The organism is Nocardia sp. JMUB6875 (genome assembly GCF_041154655.1).
Taxonomy (GTDB): domain Bacteria; phylum Actinomycetota; class Actinomycetes; order Mycobacteriales; family Mycobacteriaceae; genus Nocardia.
The window spans coordinates 23,541-44,039 of record NZ_BAAFGR010000053.1; the positions used below are offsets into that span (position 1 = coordinate 23,541).

Below are 20,499 nucleotides of genomic sequence, written 5' to 3' on the forward strand. Positions count from 1 at the left end.
GTTCGATGGTGTTACGCGGCGTCCGTGATGCGGTGCCCGCTGCGAAACTCGGTGGGGCTCACCGATACCGCGCGGGTGAAGAAGCGGGAGAAATTGCCGGGCTCGGAATGACCGAGGCGCCTGCCGATGCTCGATATCGACAGATCGCTGTGCACGAGCAGGCGCTTGGCTTCCAAGATGATTCGCTCGTCGATCAGGGCCTTCGCCGTCCGGCCGGAGTGCAGCCGCACTATTCGATCCAGCGTCTTCACCGAATACCCCAGCAGGCCCGCGTAATCCTGGACCGAGTGCAGGCTCTCGAATCGGGCGTCGAGTTCGGTGAGGAATGCCGCATAGGTCCGGCGGCTCGGCGACCCCGCGGGCGGCGGCGCCGCTGCCGAACCGGTCGTCACGGTGACCAGCAGCGCGCAGAGCGTATGGGCCAGCGCCGTCGTGCGCGCCGCCCGCGACAGCGAGATATCGGCGGCCAGATACCAGAGCAGCTGCACGCCGACGGCGATCTCCGCGGCGGTCACGTCGCCGCAATGCCACAGCACCTGCCCCGTGGATCCTCCGATCACTCGCCCGGTGCCCGGCGCGACCAGATGGGGGCTGAAGAGGACGACCTCCCCCTCGAGCGCATCGATCGAAACCCACCGCAGCACTTGGCCGGCGCGGACCCACAGCACGTCACCGGCGGCCAAATCGGCACTGTCACAGTCGACTTCGGGAACGGCACGGCCACCGGAGACGATCACCAGCAGGTCGCAGGCCAGGCGCTTGGGTCCGAGCGCCGCCTGCGCACCAGCCCCCTCCAGAAATTCGGCCAGGCGCCAAATCCGCACCGCCGCATCGGAGGACCCCGGCTTCGGGTGCACCCGCGGCCCGGTCCGGCCCGACCCGATTCCACTGGAAGAAGACTCGAACATCGCGCACCTCCGTCGGAAAGCCGAGAATCGCCGATCACAGACAAGTAGTTCACCAAGCTAATGGGATGCACCGGGCGGCCGAAACATCGCCGCTGGACAGCGGACCGTCAAAATTGGACAGCGCTGCTCGCCCGCGTCACGGCGGGACAGAGCCTTGTCGAAACGCGACGCCGGCCTCGACGCGAATTGACCCGTCTCCCCCTCCGCCGGACACCATGGACGAGCAGAGACGGCAGTCAGCCCGGCGGGCGAAGGGACGCGGTCATGAACACACTGGCAACGGAGATCACCGCCCGGGCCGTCATCCTCAGGGGCGGACAGATTCTGCTGGCCGACCATCCGATGAGCCCGGCGGCAGTCTTGCCCGGGCTGCCGGTGGACCCCGGGGCGCCGCTGGAGAACGCATTGTTGAAGGAGGTCACCGAACAGCTGGGGGTGCGGGCGGTCATCGTTCGGTTCGGCGGCGTGGTCGAGCACCGCTACACCTCGAACGGCATGGCGCATCACGAGCTCACGGTGCTCCTCGTCGTGGCACTCATGGGTGAACCCCATGCGGCCGGGTTCCACTGGGTTTCGCTGGCGGAGCTCGACGACACCGACATTCGGCCGTCCGTGCTCAAGAGTGCCCTGTCGGCCGCCGAGGATCCGCCCGGCTGGTGGCCGTGGCGCAGTGACCGGGACTAGCTCACGCCGGCCCCTCCGGCCGCGCGCCGTCGCGCTCGGCCAGCGTGTGATCGCCTGCCGCCCAATGGGTTCGCGGCACCTCGCGGATCACCACCCGAACCGATTCGACCCGCACACCGACCGAGCGCACCACCGCCTCGGTCACCTCGTGAATCAGCGACCGCAGTTGCTCGGCCGTCCTCCCCTGCGCCAATGTCACCTCGACGAACGGCATGCCCCGCTCCTGTCCATCAGAGTTGCGCCAGCACGGCTTTGGGTTCGGTGAAGAATTCACGGCTGTAGTCGCCGCCCTCGCGACCGACGCCGGAGTCGCCGACACCGCCGAACGGCGCGCGCAGATCGCGAATGAAATAGCAGTTCACCCACACGGTGCCGGCGCGCAGAGCACGCCATCGGGCAGGCCCGCCTCGATGGCCAGGCGACCGAGCAGGGCCGCCGAGGTCGGGGTGTCTTCGGCGGGTTTGAGCACCACGGTATTGCCCCACGCCAAAGCCGGTGCGACCTTCCAGGTTTCGAGCATGAGGGGCAGATTCCACGGCGCGATCGCGGCCACCACCCCCGCCGGTTGGTACAGCGAATAGGCATGATGGCGACTGTCCAGCGGGAAGGTGCTGCCCGTGGACAATCGCGCATGGTCGGCGAAGAAGCGGAAGTTGTAGGCGGCCCGCGGCACTTCCATGTCCAGTGCCTGCCGGATCGGTTTGCCCATATCCCGGCTGTCCGCCGCACCGAGTTCGTCGGCGTTCTGGTCGATCAGATCCGCGAGCCGGTGCAGGAGCCGCCCGCGCTCGGTCGGGGTCAGCCGGGGCCATGGGCCGTCGTCGAAGGCCGCCCGGGCCGCGGTGACGGCCGCCTGCGCGTCCGGTTTCGAGCCCAGAGCGATGGTGGCCCAGGCCTTTCTGGTCCATGGGTTGATGGATTCGAATGTCGCCCCATCCAAGGATGGGACTTCCTTACCGTTGATGATGTGCCCGAACTCGATCATGACCGTGTCTCCGTTCGAGTTGTGGCCTCGCTGATCGTTATCGACCCGAGGTTGCTGAAATGCGCGCTGATACGCGAGGTTCCGGCGATCGGCACCGCGTCGGTCATGCCGCCGGTCAGCACGATGGAACCGGCCGGCAGCCGGTGCCCGCGCGCACCGAGCTGATTGACCGCCCAGGCCAATGCCTCACCGGGCTGTCCGAGAACCACTGCGCCGGTGGCGGAATCGACGATCTTGCCGTCGACCTCGAGCAGCACCGCCTCCAGCGTCGAGTCCAGGTCGCGCGCGGTCCGGCCCACCGAGCCGAGAACGAACGCACCCGAGGACGCGTTGTCGGCGATCACATCCGGCAGGGTGAACCGGTAGTCGCGGAAGCGGCTGTCGATGATCTCGATCCCGCCCAGGACCGCGCCGACGGCGGCCCAGGCGCGCGCGGCCGTCATGCCCGGGCCGCGCAGCTCGTACTCGGTCAGCAGCACCAGTTCCGGTTCGGCGCGCGGCTGAATGAACCGCCCGCGGGGCACCGGAATCCCGGCCGGCAGCACCATGGCGTCGGTCAGCCACGCCAGTATCGGTTCCGCGATGCCCATGCGCCGCTGCTTCGCCCGCGAGGTCAGGCCGAGCTTGAGGCCGACCACCGTCTGCCCCAGGGCGATTCGGCGTTGCAGCAGCTCGTCCTGGATGCGATAGGCGGCATCGGCATCGAGTTCCGGCCATCGGGCGGTCACGGGCGCGATGGCGGTTACGGTGCGATCCGCCTCCCACAACACGTCGGCGGCCGCGCCCAGCGGAGCGGTCACGGTCGTCATCCCGGACTCCCCGCGCCGGCGAACACCGCGGTGACGCGCCCGAGCCCGGCGACGGAGCACACCACGGTGTCACCGGCGGCGACGGGCACCGCGGCGGTCATCGCGCCGGGGATGATCACATCGCCCTCGGCGAGCCAGGCACCGAATCGGCTCAGCGTATTGGCAAGCCACACCAGCGAATTCAACGGTGAGCCGAGAATCGCCCCACCCGCGCCGGTGCCCACCACCTCCCCATTGCGGTGCAGGGCGGCGCCCGCGAGGGTCAAGTCCACGTCGGTCAGTCGCCGCGGCCGATGCCCGAGCACCAGGCCGCCGGAGGAGGCATTGTCGGCGATGGTGTCGACAATGGTGATGTCCCAGTCCCGGATTCGCGAATCGATGATCTCCAGGGCGGGCACCACGAAGTCGACGGCGCGCACCGCGTCGGCCACGGTGACGCCGGGCCCGTGCAGCGGGCGGGCGAGCACGAAGGCGATCTCCGGCTCGACCCGCGGCTGCAGGAAGCGATCCACGGGGATGGGCTGGTGCTCGAGGTAGAACATGCTCGCCGTCAAGTGGCCGAAATCCGGCTGGTCGACGCCGAGTTGGCGCTGGATGGCGGCGGAGGTCAGCCCGACCTTGTGACCGCGGACCGTATCGCCCGCCGCCGTCCAGGTGGCGACCTGCGCTTGCTGAATGGCGTACGCGTCCTCGATATCGAGATCCGCCGCCAGCGTCACGACGGGATCGATCGGTACGTGATCGCGGTACGCGCCGAGCAATAGCTCGACCACGTGCTGCCGGATCTCCCATGCCGCATTCACGAATTCATCGTAGGTGGCCCGAATTCGCGGGAGGCGTCAAAGCCGGACAGTGCTTTATCAGAAAAGGACGTCCGCGATTCTTTCAGCCGCCCAGAGCGTTTCATCGTCTTGCCGCGTGTTGCCATTGGACAGACATCGCATACGAAAGGAAGTAATTACGATGAGCGCACACACGAGCACTATGCGGGCGATACAGCAGGACGCCTACGGCACACCGGATGTCCTGCATCTGGTCGAATTGCCTCGTCCGGAACCGCGGGCGAGCGAAATCCTCGTCCGCGTGCACGCGGCCGGACTCAACCCGGCCGATTGGAAGAGCCGCGCGGGACTGGGTTTCCTCCGGACCCTGCCATTGGTCCTCGGCTGGGATGTCTCCGGCGTGGTGGAGGCCGTCGGAGTCGGGGTCACCATATTCGAGCCGGGTGACGAGGTCTTCGGGATGTTGCCCTTCCCTGACAGGGTCGGCGCCTTCGCGGAATACGTGACCGCACCCGCCCGCGCCTTCACGATCAAACCGCCCGAGATCGACCACCTGCACGCCGGGGCGATCCCACTGGCCGCGCTGACCGCCTGGCAGGCGCTGGTCGACACCGCCGGTGTCCGATCCGGCCAGCGTGTCCTGATCCACGCCGCGGCGGGCGGCGTCGGGCATTTCGCCGTACAAATAGCAAAAGCGTTCGGCGCCACCGTCATCGGCACGGCGAGCGCGGGCAATCAGCGCTTCCTCGGGCAGATCGGGGTCGATGAGCCGATCGACTATCACACCACCGATTTCGCCACCGCCGTCCGCGATGTCGACATCGTCCTGGACACGATCGGACGGGATTACACCGAACGTTCCCTCGACACCCTCCGCGAAGGCGGCACCGTCGTCACCATCGCCCCCACCGGACAGGACGACCTCGTACTCGCGGCCCGGCAACGCGGCCTCCGCATCGCCCGCCTCCTCGTGGAAGCCGACCACCAGGGCATGACAGCCCTCGCGGGCCTGGTCCAGGTCGGCGTCCTACGCCCGACGATCGCCGCGACCTTCCCGCTCTCCGACGCGGCAAAGGCGCACCAGCTGGGCGAGACCGGCCACACCGTCGGCAAGATCGTGCTCACTGTCCGGTGACGTCATTCCACCCGCGGCCCGTCCGGGCGGGCGGCGGCGAGTCCGGCGATCGCCGTTCTCAGTGGTTCGGCGAGGTCCATGGGCATGGGGAAGATGACCGTGGAGCGGCCCTCGCCGCCCAGTTCACCGAGGGTCTGCAGATACCGCAGCTGTAGCGCGCCCGGTGCGGTGGCGAGGATCTGCGCGGCCTCCTGCACATTCTCCGCGGCCTGAACTTCACCGCGCGAGTGGATGATTCGGGCGCGGCGTTCGCGTTCGGCTTCGGCCTGCCGGCCGATCGCGCGCTGCATCGCCTCGGGGATCTCGACATCCTTGATTTCGACCAGGCTGACCTTCACACCCCACGGCTCGGTCTGTTCATCCATGATCTTCCGCAGGTTGGTGTTGAGCTGATCGCGTTCGGACAGCAGCGTGTCCAGGTCCTCGCGGCCGAGGACCGAACGCAATGTGGTCTGGGCGATCTGGGAGGTGGCGACCGCGTGGTTCTCGACCTCGATCACACTGCGGACCGGATCGATCACCCGGAAGTAGACGACGGCATTGACCCGGACCGGCACATTGTCGCGGCTGATCGCCTCCTGCGGCGGCACGGTCAGGGTGATGGTGCGCAGATCCACCCGGACCATGCGATCGACCAACGGCCACAGCAGCACCGGCCCGGGGCCGCGTAACGGACGCAGCCGACCCAGCCGAAACACCACGGCGCGTTCGTATTCCCGCAAGATCCGGGCCGCGGTGACCGCGAGGACGGCGAGAACGACGGCCGCGGCGACGACTGCGATGGTCACGATGAACTCCTCTCGCTGACCGGAATCCCGGCCGGGAAATCGGCGGGTGTGTGCCGGAAATGGCCGGTCAGCACCCAGCCGGCCCCCGTGCAGACGAGCGCGACCGGTGCCAGGGTCGCCAGATCACCCACGGTGAGATGCGATACCACACCGATCACGACGAACAGCGCGGCCAAAACGACCAGCATCAGCGCGATTCCGCGATGGAACCGGCCCGCCTCCGAATGCGGCCACTGATCCAGGGCGCGGGTGATCTCCCGACCCGATGACGAGGTGGTGCAGTCGTGCTTGGCCGGGCAGGCGTTGCACACCGACGGCCGGGCGCGGTAGCGGACCAGCCGGGCCTCGCCGTCGATCCGGTGCGGCCACAGCGGCTGATTCGTCGGACATACCCAGTGGTCGTGGTCCGGGACATACCGGAACCCGGCCGTGCGATGCCGGTCCGAACGCCGTTGTACGTGGCGCGCAAGCTGATCCAGCAGGAACGCGCCGACGATCAAGACCATCGCGTACCCGGCGATGAGGATGGTCTCGGTCGCCGGCGCCGGTACCGTCACGACTGCGCGCCCTCCGTCACCGTCGCGAGTTCGGCCGCCGGGATGTCGGAGGCAGCCGTCGGAGTCGAATCCTCGGGCCGCTCCGCCCCACCGCGGCCCTTGTACTTCACGGCCAGCCACGCGATCCACAGCAGCGGCGCGATACCGCCGACCATGAACACGATGTCACCGGGCATGCGCAGCCATTCCAGCAGCGAATTGGCGTGGCTTTCAATGTAAGTGAGCTCGCGCGCCTCGTAGTAGCCGCTGTCGATCGACTTGTACAGCTGCAGGATGCCCACCGGCAGCAGCGTGGCGAACACCATCCAGGCCAGGCCGATGTTCAGCGACCAGAACGAGATCTTCGCCAGCCGGTCCGGCCATTTGTTCGCCGGGATCATGTAGCGCATGCAGAACAGCGCGAACGCCACCGCGAGCATCCCGTAGACACCCATCATCGACCCGTGCGAGTGGTTGGCGGTGAGCCCGGTGCCGACCTCGTAGTAGGACACGATCGGCAGGTTGATCAGGAACCCGAACACCCCGGCGCCCAGGAAGTTCCAGAACCCGACCGCCACCAGGAACATGACCGCCCACCGGTGCGGGAACTCGGTGGCCGAGCGGGCCTCCTGCTTGGAGCCCAGCTGCAGGAAGCTCCACGCCTCGACGGTCAGGAAGGTCAGCGGCACCACCTCGAGCGCGGAGAAGAACGCGCCCAAAGCCATCGTCTCCGCCGGGGTTCCGTTGAAGTACATGTGGTGCATGGTGCCGATCACGCCACCGGCGGAGTACAGGATGATGTCGAAGTAGATGACCAGCATCCCGACCCGCTCCCGGACAACGCCGAGCAGCACGAACATGTAGGCGACCATCACGGTGGTGAACAGCTCGAGGAAGTCCTCCACCCACAGGTGCACCACCCAGAACCGCCAGAACTCGGTGACGGTGAAGTTGTCCCCGGGCCGGGCCAGCAGCCCCACCGCGTAGACGAGCGGAATGGTCAGTGCGGCAAGGAAGAACAACCACGGCATATTGCCCATCGACTCGCCCGCGAGCCTGCTGCGCAACCCGCGCCACAGAATGACCACCCACACCACCATCCCGATCACCAGCAGGATCTGCCAGAACCGGGCGAGGTCGAGGAAGGTGAACTGCTGGCTGGCGAAGAAATTGCCGAACGAGACCTTGCCGTGGATGCTCAGCGCCTCGCAGATGAGACTGCCGAAGACGACCACCGCGACCGCACCGAGCAGCGTGTACGACAGCTTGCCCTGCCCACGGGGTTCGCGGCGAGCGATCAACGGCACCAGGAAGATTCCCGCCGCGAGGAAGGCCGCGACCACCCAGAACAACGCCAGCTGCAGGTGCCAGGTCCGGGTCAGGTTGTAGGGCAGCACGCGGGCCAGATCGATGCCGAAGAAGCTGGTCACATCGGCCCGGTAATGCTCCGACGCCGCGCCGAGCAGGGCCTGCGCGCCGAACAGCACCACCATCACCGCGAAATACCAGCGGGTGGAACGCTGCGCCGGGGTCAGTGCGACATCGCCGGGTGCGCGGAACGACAGCGTCGCCGCCTCACGGCCCCGCCAGCCGATCTTCTCACCCCAGCGGCCGAACGCGGCGAACACCAGGCCGATCCCGCCGAGCAACGCGATCAGCGAAATCACGCTCCACACAATGATATTCGCGGGCGGCGCGTTGCCCACACGGGGCTCGGGCGGCCAGGAATTGGTGTAGGAGTAGCCCAGGCCCGGCCGGTGCGCCGACGACATCCAGGCCGTCCAGGAGAAGAACGAGGTCATGTCGTGGACATGCGCACGATCCTTGACCACCTCGGGCAACAACCCCAGCTTCGTGTCGTCGCGGCCGAACACGTCGGCATAGTGGTCGACGAGCTGGGTGAAGGCGCGGCTCTGCGCGTCGCTGTAGACGAGGATGCCGGTGCCCGAGTCGTAGCGGTTGGCCTGGAAGTCCTCGATCACCTTGGCGCGAGCAGTGTCGTCGCCGGTCATCCCCTCGAGCGCGCTATCGGAGGCGCGGCGCAGGTAATCGGCGGTGTAGTCGGGACCCAGCCAGGCGCCGTGCCCGAGCACCGACCCGTACTCCATCAACCCCGCCGCCAGGAAGATCTGCTGGCCGTGCTTGATGTCGTCGGCGGTGTAAAGCAGCTCCCCACTGGGACTTTCCACCCGATCCGGGATGGGCGGCCCGTCGTCGTAGGTCCGGAAAGCCAGCATGCCGATGACAAAGAACCCGAAGATCGCGACCAGCGCGCACCCCTGGATCCACCCTTTACTCACCAGCAATGGTCGCCGGTCCCGAACCGTCATCCCGATCCTCCGTCCGTTGAATCGAACTCACTGATCGAAGAACTCCGCGCACTACCCGAGAGCCGTGGGGGCTGGGGAACGCTGCGATCGGCCCACACGCAGTGGTCGGACCACCTGCTCCACGGCATGGCAAATGGCTCGGATCGCCCTGCCTCAGCACGACATCATCACCGATCAATGGCTATCAGGCAGCTATCAACACGCGGAGTACGTGCCGGGCTTTTCGCTACGGAGACGACTCATGCGTGTCCAAATGCAATTTGCCTATTGTTTGCTAGCTTCCTTCGGTATCCACCTCGGTAGCTCTCGAGCCGCATTTCCCACCGGAAGGACCGCTGAGGCATGTCGGAAGGGACGATCGGGCGACGCGGGTTCCTTCGCTCCGCCGGTGCACTCGCCGTCGGGGCCGCCACCGTCAGTCTTCGCACCCTGCCCGCATATGCGCTGCCGGCGTCGGATCCCAGCCGGAACCGCGACACCTGCGAACTGCTGGCTCGAGAGATGCTGCAGGTCGGCGACGACAACTCCGATCTCACCCTCGAATACCTGAAGATCCTGGTGGACAACGGCCTTCCGGCTGCCACCCAGCCGAAGAAGATCGTCGTGGTCGGCGCTGGACCGGCCGGTATGGCGACCGCTTGGCTGCTGAAGAATGCCGGGCACGACGTCACCGTGCTGGAGGCCAACAGCAATCGCACCGGCGGGCGGGTCAAAACCTTCCGTCAGCGCTTCGAGGACAAGAGGCTGTACGCCGAGGCGGGAGCGATGCGACTGCCGGACAGTCATCCGCTGGTGCTGGCCCTCTGCGACAAACTCGGCGTGCGCCGCCGGCCTTTCTACAACAGCGACGTCCTGCCCGACACCCTGTCTCCCGCTGCCCCACCGCCGGTTTCATACAAGTCCTTCACCGGCGAGCCCTGGACCAACCACAACGGCGGGCCGGCCTACAACCGCCCGGTGGCGGCCAACCGAACCCTGATCCGTGTCAACGGGGAGCGCGTCACCCGCGACCAATACGGGCACAACCCGACTCCGATCAACAAGAGTTTCGGTGGCGCGTCGTTCACCACGACGACTCGGGCCGCCCTCGACGCCGCGGTCAAGAAGTTCGAGGTGTCCACCGACCAGTCGATCGACAAGCAGATCGATGGCTGGGCCGCGATGTTCGACAAATACGAACCCATGGCGACGCTCGATTTTCTGCACGCCCAGGGCTGGGAGCTACCGCAGATTCAGGCCGTCGGCACCTTGGAGAACCTCACCTCCCGACTGCACTACGGCGTTATTCCAATGCTGGTGGACCACGCCCTGATTCGGCCCGGCGCCACCTATTGGGAGTTGGAGGGCGGCACCGCCTCGCTCACCGACGCATTGGCCGCGGAACTCGGACCGGCGATCCAGATGGGGCGGCGGATGACCCGCCTGGAGCAGACCGAGCAGGGTGTCCGCGTGACCACCGTGGGCGAGTACGACCGGGACGACGTACCGAACGAGGTTCCCGACTCCACGCAGACCGTCGATGCCGACTACGCGGTCGTCGCGATTCCGTTGAGCGCCATCCGCTTCTGTACCTTCGACCCGCCCCTGTCGTATTCGAAGCGGCGAGCGGTGGTGGCCACGCATCAGGATGCCGCCACCAAAGTCTTGCTGGAGTTCAGGACTCGGTTCTGGGAAAGCGGTGACCTCGGCTTCCGCGGCGGTGGCTGTGTCACCGACAATCCCAATCGCTTCGTCTACTTCCCTTCGCATGTCGACGCCTCCGAAGGCGGTGACCAGCCCGCCGGCGGTGTGGTGCTGGCCAGCTACACCTGGTCCGACGATGCCATGCGATGGGATTCATTGACCGCCGACGAGCGCGTCGACCACGCCCTGCGCGGCGTGTCCGATGTCTTCGGAACCGACACGGTCCTAAGGGAATTCACGGGTGCGGGACTCTCGCAGAGCTGGATGCAGGCCCACTACGCGCTCGGCGAGGCGGCCATTCCGATGCCGAGTCAACTGACCGAACTGCACCGGTTCACCCGGACCGTCGAGGGCCGGGTGCACTTCGCGGGCGACCACACCACCTTGAAGCCGGCCTGGATCGCCGGGGCCCTGGAAAGCGCCGTCCGGGCGGCACTCGAGGTGCACGCTCGTCGCTGAATCGGAAACCGTTCTGGGAACTATGAATTCGTTGCGGTCTCAGATGCCGACGAAGACCAGGCTGGCGAGGAACATCTCGCCGGTGAACAGCGGCCAGTAGATCAGTTTCGGCAGCAGGTTCTCGCGCCAGCGCACCATCCGGCTCAGTCCGCCCGTGACCAGGAGCGTGGCATTCGTCGCGACCAGCAGGGTCATCGTGTACAGCGCGATGTACCAGCTCTCGATGTAGGCGAAACCGACCGACCCGAGTTCGGCGCGGACGGCATTGTGGTTCACGGCGATCACGAGCGTGCTGGTGATGACGAAGGCGATGACCGCGAAGGTGGTGAATCCGGACACCGTCCGCCGCTCCGGTTCCGTGGTGGTGACGAACAACGACAGGAACAGCAGCACCGCCAGCAGCAGGACCGGAACCAGGCGGCCCGGCGTCGGCCCGATCGGACTGCGATTGACGCCCAGGTTGTAATACAGGTCCGCCTGCTGCAATCCGGCCTGGTCGAGCGTCAGCCCCAGATCGCGGTGGCGCAGACTGAAGGCCGTGTACTCCGGACGCCAGTCGCCGTAGACGAATCCGGGAACAATGCCCAGCAGCGCGGCCGGGCGGCCCGGCGGGAACGCCTTGAAATCGGGAACCAGCTGAATCTTGTGGTAGGGATCGGCGGCATGCATCCGAATCCAGATCGCGTGCCGGTCGAGCGGATACGCGCGATAGTCGAACGTCTGCCGCAGCACCGTGTGAAATGTCCAGAATTCGATTCGATCGCCATGGTCGTCGAAGCTGAAGGCGGGCTCGGTGCCACGCACCTCCTCGGACTCCGGCAGCATCACCCCGTGCCCCACGTCCGCGGGTAGATCCGCGGGTATGCGCTGCCATACGATCCCGGTTGCCTTGACATTGAACGCATTCACGAATTCCACGGAATACAGCAGGACACCGGTCGGCAGGCGAAAATACTGCTCGCCGGGCGCGAAGCGAGTCGCGACGGCCCGGTCGACCTCCGCCTCATCGTTCATCACCATTCCGGGCGCGGTATCGGTGTCCCGATGCCGACCGGCATGGAAACCGACAGCGATCGTGCCGAGCACGAACGACGCCGCCACCGCGAGGGACAGACCCCAGAGCAACCGCCGCCGCGTCCTGTCCGACCGAGCACGGCCGGGTTCGTCGGGCATTCCCATCAGCCGGTCGTTCCCGCCATGATCGCGGCCGAGATAACCTCCGCGATCCCCTGCATGCCGAGGGCGGTCGGGTGGAGCGGCGCCGCACCCGCGAACGGTGTGAGCGCGACGTCTTTCGGTGAGACACCGTAGAACCACTGCACCTGCGGGGCCGCGCACATGTTGTGATCCCGGCTGGGCGTGGCGATGTCGACGTATTGGGCTTGGCGCTCACCGGGTTTGCCGGGTCGGTCGGCGGCCGATTCGTCAGCGATCATCTGATCCAGCCGAAATATCATGCCCTGCAGGTAGTTCGCCGATTCCGGGCGAAACGGCTGCCCGTCGCAACCGTTGAGCGGCAGATAGGTTCCGTATCCGACGGTCACCACCCGGGCTTTCGGCGCGCGTCGATGGATCTCGGTGAGCATCGCGGCATACTTCGGACGGAACGCCTCGATCCGCCGGGCGATCTCGTCCCCGTCGGCGTTGAACGCCCGCGCGCAATCCGCGCCGCCGGGTACATAGTCCAGGCATCGCACACCCACGCCCACCGTGCCGATGTCGTTGCCGCCGACTTCCACCGTCACCAAGTCGGTCAGCTCGCTCAGCGCGTCGAATTGCGCTGTCGGAGAAGCGGAACCCGATGCGGAACCGGACGGCACCAATGTCGCCTGCGCATGCGAGAAATCCTGGATCGTCGCACCCGAACAGGTGACATCGGTGAGCTCACGCACCCCGAGCCGCTCGGCGACGATCCGTGGCCAATCGCGTTCGGCCCGCGCGCAAGGCCAATCGGCCTGGGGCCAGATGAGTGGGCCCGCGGCCGCCGAGTCTCCCATCGCCACGTATCGCACAGGCTGGGCATCCGGTGCGGGCACAGCAGACGCGCCCGCACCGCCGAGAATCACCGTGCACCCCAGCGACATCGCACCGATTACCGCGAATGCACATCTCGCTGAGACGTGCGGCATGAATCCTCCTGCTCTGCTCGGACGGGTTGTCACCCAGTGGTCGGCGTGGCTAGAGCGCCCCGATCGCCTCGCAGGCTTTGCGGACGCCCGCGCCATAGGCCACATCGGCGTTGGTGCAGTTGGCGATATGCTTCTCGATGGTCTCCGGGCTAGCGCCATTGATCGCCCGAGCGGTGTTGTCGAACAACACCTGCTGCTGCTCGCCGGTCATCAATCGGAACAGATCACCGGGCTGCTCGAAGTAGTTGTCGTCGTCCTCGCGGGCGTTGAAGCGGTCGGCCCACTCGCCGATGGCCTGTGGCGGGTCGGCGTACGCGGGTTGTTCGGGCCAGCTGCCGGTGTTGTTGGGCTCGATGCTGGGCACGCCGCCCTGGTTGCCGTCGACGCGCATCTTTCCGTCGCGGTGGTAGATGTTGAAATCCTTTGCGGCGCGCGGATAGTTCACCGGCACCTGGTGGTGGTTGACGCCGACCCGGTAGCGGATCGTGTCGCCGTAGGAGAACAGCCGGCCCTGCAGCATCCGGTCCGGGCTGATCGAGATGCCGGGCACGAGATTGCCCGGGTTGAAACCGGCCTGTTCGACATCGGCGAAGTAGTTGTCCGGGTTGCGGTTGAGCTCGAGCTCGCCGACCTCGATCAGCGGATAGTCCTTCCTGCTCCACACCTTGGTCAGGTCGAAGGGGTGGAACCGGTAGGTCTCCGCCTCGGCCTCGGGCATGACCTGGATCGACAGCGTCCACTTCGGATAGTCGCCGCGTTCGATCGCCTCGTAGAGGTCGCGCCCGTGGGATTCGCGGTCGCGCCCGATCAGCTCGGCGGCCTCTTCGTCGGTCAGGTTCTCGATGCCCTGCTGGGTGCGGAAGTGGAATTTGCACCAGAATCGCTCGTTGTCGGCGTTGATGAGGCTGAAGGTGTGCGAGCCGAAGCCATGCATGTGCCGGTAGGACTTCGGGATGCCACGGTCGCTCATGATGACGGTGACCTGGTGCAGCGCCTCGGGCAGGTTCACCCAGAAGCTCCAGTTGTTTTCGGGGTCGCGCAGGTTGCTGCGCGGGTCGCGTTTGACGGCGTGGTTGAGATCGGGGAATTTCAGCGGATCGCGGAAGAAGAAGACGGGAGTGTTGTTGCCGACGACGTCCCAATTTCCGTCGGTGGTGTAGAAGCGCACGGCGAAGCCGCGAATGTCGCGCTCGGCGTCGGCCGCTCCGCGCTCGCCGGCGACGGTCGAGAGCCGCATGAACGTCTCACACTCGTTGCCGACCTTGCTGAAGATCGCCGCCTTGGAGTACCGCGTGATGTCGTGCGTGACCCGGAACGTGCCGAACGCCCCCGAACCCTTGGCGTGCATACGCCGCTCCGGGATCACCTCACGATCGAAGTGCGCCAGCTTCTCCAGAAACCACAGGTCCTGCAGCAGCATCGGCCCACGCGGACCCGCCGTCAGACTGTCCTGATTGTCGGCGACCGGCGCACCCGCGCCGGTCGTCAACGGCTTGGTGTTCTCTTCGAAACCCATCACGCCTCCTTCATTCGGCAGCGCGCTGCCAGTTCAGTAGAGGGATGATCTTCGGAAACACTCGTACCAGGTGAAACTACCGCAACCGGGTATCCGGAATGAACATTCCCTGCCGGTCCGTGCAGTTCCACCTGGATCACCGGCGAGCAGGAGGTGCACTAACTGTTCGCGTGCGGCGTGGGAGCAGGCAAATGCTGTATCCCGCCGAGACTTCCCGAGCCGAACGCACTGCGCAATCCGTCCAGCTGTTGCTGCCATCCGAACGGAGTGAAACCAAGCGAACCACTGGAACCAGCGCTTCCACCGGGCGGACCGGCAGCAGGTGAGGCGTTAGCGCCGGCGATAGGCGCGACGGCGACCAATGCCACCATGATTCCCGCCGCCGCGGTGAGCGACATGCCCACAAGCTTGCTATTCGACTTGCCGGAAGAATTGAATTTCATGGCCAGAATTCCTCTCATTCGCACCGATCGGACGCTGTGCCCGCACTGACCAGATTGCCGCCCGACTCGTCCCCACCTCCTGTGGATTCGATCAGCCGATTACTCAAATCTTGTGGCTCGCGACATTCCTTCCGACGGGCGACCGGCGAGTTGCCTCAAGGTGAGCGATGCTCCGGGTTGAATCGAGCAATGACCCCACGACCGCGCTCAGGCGCTGGCAGACTACTGATCATCGTCGGCATCGCCACAGCGGCAACCTGTCTCAGCACGACGGGGTCCGCGGGTGCCCAGCCAACCTCCACGGCTCCTGCTTCTCGACGAAACCGCTGCATGTGCCAACCCAGCAGAAGCAGCAGCTCGACTTCCACTGTCTACCCTCCCAAAGCTCCTTCACCAAGCAACTCGAAGAGGAAGCGAAAAGAACAGTCCTGACGCAGCTCGCCAAGAAGCGCGTCGACCTCCAATTGAAGTGCACCGCCGACGCGAACGCTGTTCCTTCCTGCGATTGACCCAGCTCTCGACCTTGGACCACCGGGCTGACCTATTGATCGGCGGCGCCTGTTGGGGTCTGCCACTCCGGTGTTGTTCAGCCAAAGCAGCTGCAACATAGGCAATTATTTCGCTAACCAATGTCGAGGTAGAGCGGAGGGCTGCGGGTGGCAGGGCACGGGATTGGTCGGCGGCGAATCTTGTGGGCAGCCTCCACCGGTGTGGTGGGCGTTGCGACGGGAGTGTTCGGAGGCGCAGCACGCGGGTACACCCAGACCCTTCGGCAGCGCCGGGAAGTTCGGGCCCTGCGGGCTGACGAGTGGGCAACGTATGTGAATGCGGTGATCCAGTTGAACGCCTCCGGTCAATACGACCGTTTCGTCGGGCAGTATGCACAGCAGTTCCCCCGTGTCGCGGGGAGCTCGCAGTGGCTGCCGTATCTGCGAGAGTTGTTGTTCCGGTTCGAGAACGCGGTCCAGGCGGTCGAAGCGAGTGCAACCGTCCCCTACTGGGACGCGCAGCGGGATTATGCCGCTCCGGAAAAGTCGGCGGTTCTTGGGCCGGGCTTTGTGGGCGGCAACGGAGATTCCCGGACGGGCGTGGTCGCGTCCGCGGGCAGGTTCGGTGCGTGGCAGGTCAGCGTTCCTGAACGGCACCAGCTGCGGAGGAAGTTCGAGCGAGGCGACCGGATCAGCGGGTGGGCCAGCCCGGCAGCAGTCTCGTCGTTCCTCGCCAACACCACGACGTATCACCAATTGCGCCCGGGAATCGAGTACCAGTTCAGCGGACCGGTTCACACGGGAATCGGTGGTGACATGGCAGGCCGTTACGCCCCGGCCGACCCGGTGTTCTGGTTGCACATCGCCAACGTGGACCGGCTCTGGTCGGTTTGGCAGAGCAGAGCGGGGAACATGGCTCAATACGACGGGCCCAACGCGGATGCGAGTTCGGCGAAGGTGACCGATCGAATCGTCGGGTCCGACAGCGTAACCGTCAAAGATGTCCTCGATATCAGCGCACTTGGCTACCGATACGTCTGACACGACATCACTCGTCGAAAGCGACACGGCGGCAGCAGCGTTCCACCACCGGACGAGATTGGGTGTGCGTCATTAGGGCGGTTTGGGGGCGCGGGTGCGCTGGTTGGGGGTGGTCGGCGGTACGGGGCGGGTGTGTTGCGCCAGTTCGCAGGTGTGGGGTGCGGGGATGCCGGTAAGGCGCTTGCCCAGCCAGTCTGTGGATCCGAAGAAGCCGTTGACGTAGCCGAGGATGTGTTCACCAGCGACGATTTTCTCGGTAGCCGGGACTCCGAGCGCGCATTGTTGGTTGAAGAGGGCCTCGGCGTCCGCGGCATGCATCCATGGGTCGTGCAACCCATTGTAGATGTAGATCGGAATGCTGGACTTCTTGTCCTTCAGGCTCATTCGCTGGAAGAGTTTTTCGGCCACCGCGCTGTGGAGTGGGTCGCGCGTATTGGACAGTGCCGCATAGGGGATGCCGAACACTCCCAGCGTCGCGGTGTTGGCGCTGCACACCTCTTTGATAGGTGACATCGCCGCCCATTGGGCCAGGTGATTCATGCGGCCGATGATTTCCGGATGTTCCCTGGCCATCGCGAGGGTGATGGTGAGCAGTAACCCCGAAACATAAGTGCCGTCGTAGGTTTCGGCGAAGGCCCGGTAGTCGGTGGGCAGGCCACCGATGGCGGCGCCGGCGAGGCGCGGGACCAGTTCCGGGGCGTATTCGCGGGCCAGCATTGCGGCGCCATAGGAGGCGATGGCGCCACCGGAGTAGCCGGTCAGAGCAAAACGGCTCTCGCCGAACTGATCCGGCGCCAGGTTGCGGACCGCGCGCACCGTGTCGAGCATGGTGTGCCCGGCGACCCGCGGCTCGGCGTACGCCATCAGGGGGCCTTCGTGATCGGGGATCACCACCGCGTAGTTCCGGCTCGCGGCCCACATGGAGGGTGACGGGACGAAGTCATTGCCATTGACGGAGTCGACACTGTATCCGTGCGACAGCACGTAGCCGGGGGTGCAGCGCCGGTTGAGCGCATTGATCGGTGTCGCGTTCAGCAACACCGGGCGGGTCCCCGACCCGGTCCACGGGTTGAAGGGCACCAGCAGCGTGGCGGTGCCGAAGGAAGGCGCGCCGGAGGCATCGGTGGTGCGGAACTTCAGCAGGACCGCCCGCTGAAACAGCGCCAGCACCGACGTCAGGACCATCGGCACCGCCGGCCAGGTGATATCCCGCGATTCGATGATGTCGCCGGGTGCGTACCGGTCGAGGTCCGCGGGCCGGAGGTCGAAGAAGGGATCACCGGTCGGTGCGGAGCGTATCGCGTGCCACACGGTCGCCAGTTCCGGGGCCACCCCGGCCGGGGCGGGCCCGGCCGGCGGCAATACCGACGACGGCGCGGGAATAAGTTCATCGATCAATTGCTGGAGCGCGGTCGGCCCCTGGTCCGGTTCTGCCCTGGCGGATATTTGCCCCAGCGACAATGAACAACCAACCACAATTGTGACGGCGATGGTCCGCATACATTTCACGACACACCTACCTGTGAGTTGGAACCCGACTATCCCCTTCCGCAAAATACCCGGAAGCGGCAGAATCCCACGGATTTACGGTCAGCTGCCCGAGTCGCGGGCGAATCATGGCCCGCATACCCCACCTCCGATTGCAGTGCACCGCCGACGCGAACGGTGTTCCTTCCTGCGATTGACCGATTGGGCTTGTCTCGCAACGGAATGGCCGCGCCGATTCCCGCGCCGATACCGCCACCGACGGCCGCTCCGAGCGCGCCGCCGGCCAGCCCGCCGACCAGCAGACCGGGCACCACCGCGACCGGAACGATCAGCAACGGTATACCGACGAAGGTGCCGGCCAAACCACCTGCCGCCGCACCGATCGCGCCACCGACCACCGCGCCGACGGCCGCTCCCGCCAGGCCGTTGTTCTGGCGCAGCAGCGGGAAATCGGATACCTCGTGGATGCCCGGATCGACCAGCGCCACCTCGTTCGCGGGAGCCGCCGCGGGCGCCGAATCACCATGCGCCGGAACCAATGGCGCCGCCCCGATCATCTGGTCGTCCGGACCGGTGAGGGCAACCATCGAACCGTCGTCGGTGAGCGTGAGCGGACCGACATCGAGCCGGGCGGGTGGTGCCGCCGAATTCGGCGGCACCACCGCGGGTTCCGCGCCGGCAACACCCACGGTGAAAGCCGTCGCCGCGGCCGCGAGCACGCCGGTGACAATTGCGTTTTTCATTCCAACTAGCCTCCCTTTAAGCGGCCTCATGCGGGATTGCCGAGGACGGAACCGATGTGGACCGGTGAACCAATTACGTTCAGGCACACCGGTAATGCGTTTCATTGAGATTCATTGGGCCAGCGGAAACGGTCATGATGGTCCTTCTCTGGGCGGAACAGGTCGAGGACGACGTCGATCCCGTGACCCACCGCTTCGACCATCTGGGTTGCGATTTGGCCCACCGCTTCCAAGGGGTTTCCCGAGAGACAACTCCATTTGACATCGAGGATTCCCCTGAGGCACTTCTTGCCGTCGTCGCTGTTCTGATTACCACCGGCCCCACCGCCATTCGGGTTGCCCGCGCCCGCCGCACCATTCGGGTTACCGCCGGAATTGTCTGCGCCACCGCCGCCCTGGTTGCCTCCACCATTGCCCGCGCCACCGGGAAAGCCTGCGAGACTGCCTGTGCCGGTCCCGCCGGCACCCGCACCACCGCCGCCCTGGTTGCCACCGCCGCCCTGGCTCCCTCCGGGACCGCCGGTACCTGCTCCTCCGGTACCCGGATTGCCGCCGAGACTGCCAAGTCCTGGGACTCCAGCAGGTCCGGGAAGCGTGCGCCCTCCGGTTCCGGCTCCGCCCGCGCCGGGTTGACCACCCGGCCCGGCTGCCCCGGCGCTGCCGGAATTACCGGCGCCGGACCCGCTGGTGATGCCCGGAAATATATGCGGTGCCGGCGACAAGCTGCCGGTATCCGCTGACACCAGCGAAGCCGGCGAAAGCATCACCAATGACACCGCGAGAGATGCGGCAATTGTTGTGGTACGGGTAATTCCGTTCATTCCGGTATGCCCTTCCGTGAATTCGATCCGAGCGGGTCCGTCACCCAACTCGTTTCATGAATTTTCGGCGGCAACCAACCACCCCCTGTTATGGCCTGCCCGCGATCTCGGGCGCAACATTGTGCACAGCCACAATCGGGCGCGCGACCCGGGCGTTCAGCGATCCGGACACTCCCCGATGGCGATCGTCGCCAACCGCGACGGTCTACCTGCGGTGGTGTCGCACGGCCGCCGGCAATGGAGTGTCGACCCGGGAAGTCCACGCCGTAATCGAAGGTGAAGCCGGAGTTGTAGCCCGTGCTGCGTCTGGGTTCGGTTCTGATCACAGGGATTTCGATCATTGGCGTGTCTTCGACTGCGGTTCAGTCGGTTACGGCGGCGCGCCGGTGCGGACCCAGGATCGGCCCTCACCGGCGACGACGCAGCGAACCCACAACTTGTTTCCGATCGACTGATACCCGTCGATGTCCTACAGGCCGATGGATTTGAAAATGGCTGTCATTCCGTTGAACAACGCATTCGTGACATCACCTAGTGTCATGAATCGTAAGTTCGTTGGCGGTGAAGGGTATAGGGTGGCCGCGTGCCGCCGAAGGTCGAGCCTTTGAAGCTGTCGGATGCCGAACGTCAGGTGCTGGTGGGATGGTCGCGTCGTCGAAAGACGGCGCAGGCATTGGCGCTTCGGTCGAGGATCGTGCTGGCGTGTGCGGAGAGCGGGTCGAACTCCGAAG

At 65.9% G+C, this 20,499-nt stretch carries 21 protein-coding genes and 1 pseudogene; 6 read left to right on the top strand and 16 right to left on the bottom strand.

The genetic code is table 11. The annotated features are described in order from the left end of the window. Positions 1 to 11 precede the first annotated feature (11 nt). A complete protein-coding gene (locus ACAM49_RS15940) occupies positions 12 to 908 on the bottom strand; it encodes a helix-turn-helix domain-containing protein (protein WP_369636283.1) in 897 nt (298 codons plus the stop codon). 264 nt (positions 909 to 1,172) lie between these two features. Here ACAM49_RS15940 and ACAM49_RS15945 point away from each other — a divergent pair, with 264 nt between their 5' ends. Next, on the top strand, positions 1,173 to 1,592 hold the full coding sequence (locus ACAM49_RS15945; RefSeq protein ID WP_369636284.1) for an NUDIX domain-containing protein: 420 nt from the start codon (positions 1,173 to 1,175) through the stop codon (positions 1,590 to 1,592). Between the two features lies 1 nt (position 1,593). Here ACAM49_RS15945 and ACAM49_RS15950 read toward each other — a convergent pair whose 3' ends face one another. The 5 genes from ACAM49_RS15950 to ACAM49_RS15970 are packed head-to-tail and all read right to left on the bottom strand — an operon-like array spanning position 1,594 to position 4,189. After that, a complete protein-coding gene (locus tag ACAM49_RS15950; RefSeq protein ID WP_369636285.1) occupies positions 1,594 to 1,806 on the bottom strand; it encodes a 2-hydroxymuconate tautomerase in 213 nt (70 codons plus the stop codon). Between the two features lie 16 nt (positions 1,807 to 1,822). Next, a complete protein-coding gene (locus ACAM49_RS15955; RefSeq protein WP_369636286.1) occupies positions 1,823 to 1,954 on the bottom strand; it encodes an aldehyde dehydrogenase family protein in 132 nt (43 codons plus the stop codon). Further along, positions 1,951 to 2,577 carry an aldehyde dehydrogenase family protein gene (locus tag ACAM49_RS15960; RefSeq protein WP_369636287.1) on the bottom strand — a complete coding sequence of 209 codons (627 nt, stop codon included), beginning with the start codon at positions 2,575 to 2,577 and terminating at the stop codon, positions 1,951 to 1,953. The genes ACAM49_RS15955 and ACAM49_RS15960 overlap by 4 nt, the downstream gene beginning before the upstream one ends. Further along, complete coding sequence (locus ACAM49_RS15965) at positions 2,574 to 3,386, bottom strand: 2-keto-4-pentenoate hydratase (RefSeq protein ID WP_369636288.1); 813 nt, start codon at positions 3,384 to 3,386, stop codon at positions 2,574 to 2,576. Before ACAM49_RS15965 ends, ACAM49_RS15960 begins: the two co-directional genes overlap by 4 nt. After that, on the bottom strand, positions 3,383 to 4,189 hold the full coding sequence (locus ACAM49_RS15970) for a 2-keto-4-pentenoate hydratase (protein ID WP_369636289.1): 807 nt from the start codon (positions 4,187 to 4,189) through the stop codon (positions 3,383 to 3,385). Before ACAM49_RS15970 ends, ACAM49_RS15965 begins: the two co-directional genes overlap by 4 nt. 160 nt (positions 4,190 to 4,349) lie before the next feature. Here ACAM49_RS15970 and ACAM49_RS15975 point away from each other — a divergent pair, with 160 nt between their 5' ends. Continuing rightward, positions 4,350 to 5,303: an NADP-dependent oxidoreductase gene (locus ACAM49_RS15975; protein ID WP_369636290.1), complete on the top strand. Its 954-nt coding sequence runs from the start codon at positions 4,350 to 4,352 to the stop codon at positions 5,301 to 5,303. 2 nt (positions 5,304 to 5,305) lie between these two features. On the opposite strand, the gene ACAM49_RS15980 is transcribed toward ACAM49_RS15975, so the two are convergent. The 3 genes from ACAM49_RS15980 to ACAM49_RS15990 are packed head-to-tail and all read right to left on the bottom strand — an operon-like array spanning position 5,306 to position 8,957. Then, a complete protein-coding gene (locus ACAM49_RS15980; protein WP_369636291.1) occupies positions 5,306 to 6,091 on the bottom strand; it encodes a slipin family protein in 786 nt (261 codons plus the stop codon). Further along, entirely contained in the window at positions 6,088 to 6,648 is a 561-nt protein-coding gene (locus ACAM49_RS15985; RefSeq protein WP_369636292.1) for a hypothetical protein, read from the bottom strand. Before ACAM49_RS15985 ends, ACAM49_RS15980 begins: the two co-directional genes overlap by 4 nt. Further along, positions 6,645 to 8,957, bottom strand: coding sequence for a nitric-oxide reductase large subunit (locus ACAM49_RS15990; protein ID WP_369636293.1), 2,313 nt, complete (start codon positions 8,955 to 8,957; stop codon positions 6,645 to 6,647). The genes ACAM49_RS15985 and ACAM49_RS15990 overlap by 4 nt, the downstream gene beginning before the upstream one ends. Before the next feature lie 342 nt (positions 8,958 to 9,299). Here ACAM49_RS15990 and ACAM49_RS15995 point away from each other — a divergent pair, with 342 nt between their 5' ends. After that, positions 9,300 to 11,099 (top strand): FAD-dependent oxidoreductase, encoded by a 1,800-nt coding sequence (locus ACAM49_RS15995; RefSeq protein ID WP_369636294.1) that lies wholly within the window; start codon positions 9,300 to 9,302, stop codon positions 11,097 to 11,099. A 39-nt stretch (positions 11,100 to 11,138) separates the two neighbouring features. On the opposite strand, the gene ACAM49_RS16000 is transcribed toward ACAM49_RS15995, so the two are convergent. The 4 genes from ACAM49_RS16000 to ACAM49_RS16015 all read right to left on the bottom strand — a co-directional run bounded on the left by ACAM49_RS16000 (position 11,139) and on the right by ACAM49_RS16015 (position 15,205). Beyond that, positions 11,139 to 12,278, bottom strand: a complete 1,140-nt coding sequence (locus ACAM49_RS16000; protein ID WP_369636295.1) for a hypothetical protein — start codon at positions 12,276 to 12,278, stop codon at positions 11,139 to 11,141. Then, positions 12,278 to 13,096, bottom strand: coding sequence for an SGNH/GDSL hydrolase family protein (locus tag ACAM49_RS16005; protein ID WP_369636304.1), 819 nt, complete (start codon positions 13,094 to 13,096; stop codon positions 12,278 to 12,280). The genes ACAM49_RS16000 and ACAM49_RS16005 overlap by 1 nt, the downstream gene beginning before the upstream one ends. Positions 13,097 to 13,277: 181 nt before the next feature. Next, entirely contained in the window at positions 13,278 to 14,744 is a 1,467-nt protein-coding gene (locus ACAM49_RS16010) for a catalase (RefSeq protein WP_369636296.1), read from the bottom strand. 158 nt (positions 14,745 to 14,902) lie between these two features. Further along, the gene (locus ACAM49_RS16015) at positions 14,903 to 15,205 is read right to left on the bottom strand and encodes a hypothetical protein (protein ID WP_369636297.1); all 303 of its coding nucleotides are present in this window, start codon (positions 15,203 to 15,205) and stop codon (positions 14,903 to 14,905) included. Positions 15,206 to 15,354: 149 nt separating this feature from the next. Here ACAM49_RS16015 and ACAM49_RS16020 point away from each other — a divergent pair, with 149 nt between their 5' ends. Continuing rightward, entirely contained in the window at positions 15,355 to 15,696 is a 342-nt protein-coding gene (locus tag ACAM49_RS16020; protein WP_369636298.1) for a hypothetical protein, read from the top strand. A gap of 312 nt (positions 15,697 to 16,008) precedes the next feature. Continuing rightward, the gene (locus ACAM49_RS16025) at positions 16,009 to 16,716 is read left to right on the top strand and encodes a tyrosinase family protein (RefSeq protein WP_369636299.1); all 708 of its coding nucleotides are present in this window, start codon (positions 16,009 to 16,011) and stop codon (positions 16,714 to 16,716) included. 72 nt (positions 16,717 to 16,788) lie between these two features. On the opposite strand, the gene ACAM49_RS16030 is transcribed toward ACAM49_RS16025, so the two are convergent. From ACAM49_RS16030 to ACAM49_RS16040, 3 genes are read right to left on the bottom strand one after another with little or no spacing between them, the layout of a single operon-like run. Next, entirely contained in the window at positions 16,789 to 18,216 is a 1,428-nt protein-coding gene (locus ACAM49_RS16030; protein ID WP_369636300.1) for a lipase family protein, read from the bottom strand. Between the two features lie 38 nt (positions 18,217 to 18,254). Next, on the bottom strand, positions 18,255 to 19,052 hold the full coding sequence (locus tag ACAM49_RS16035; protein ID WP_369636301.1) for a hypothetical protein: 798 nt from the start codon (positions 19,050 to 19,052) through the stop codon (positions 18,255 to 18,257). Next, positions 19,049 to 19,768, bottom strand: coding sequence for a hypothetical protein (locus ACAM49_RS16040; RefSeq protein ID WP_369636302.1), 720 nt, complete (start codon positions 19,766 to 19,768; stop codon positions 19,049 to 19,051). Before ACAM49_RS16040 ends, ACAM49_RS16035 begins: the two co-directional genes overlap by 4 nt. Positions 19,769 to 20,351: 583 nt before the next feature. Here ACAM49_RS16040 and ACAM49_RS16045 point away from each other — a divergent pair. Then, positions 20,352 to 20,499 (top strand): annotated as a pseudogene (locus ACAM49_RS16045) (IS630 family transposase); the annotation flags it as partial.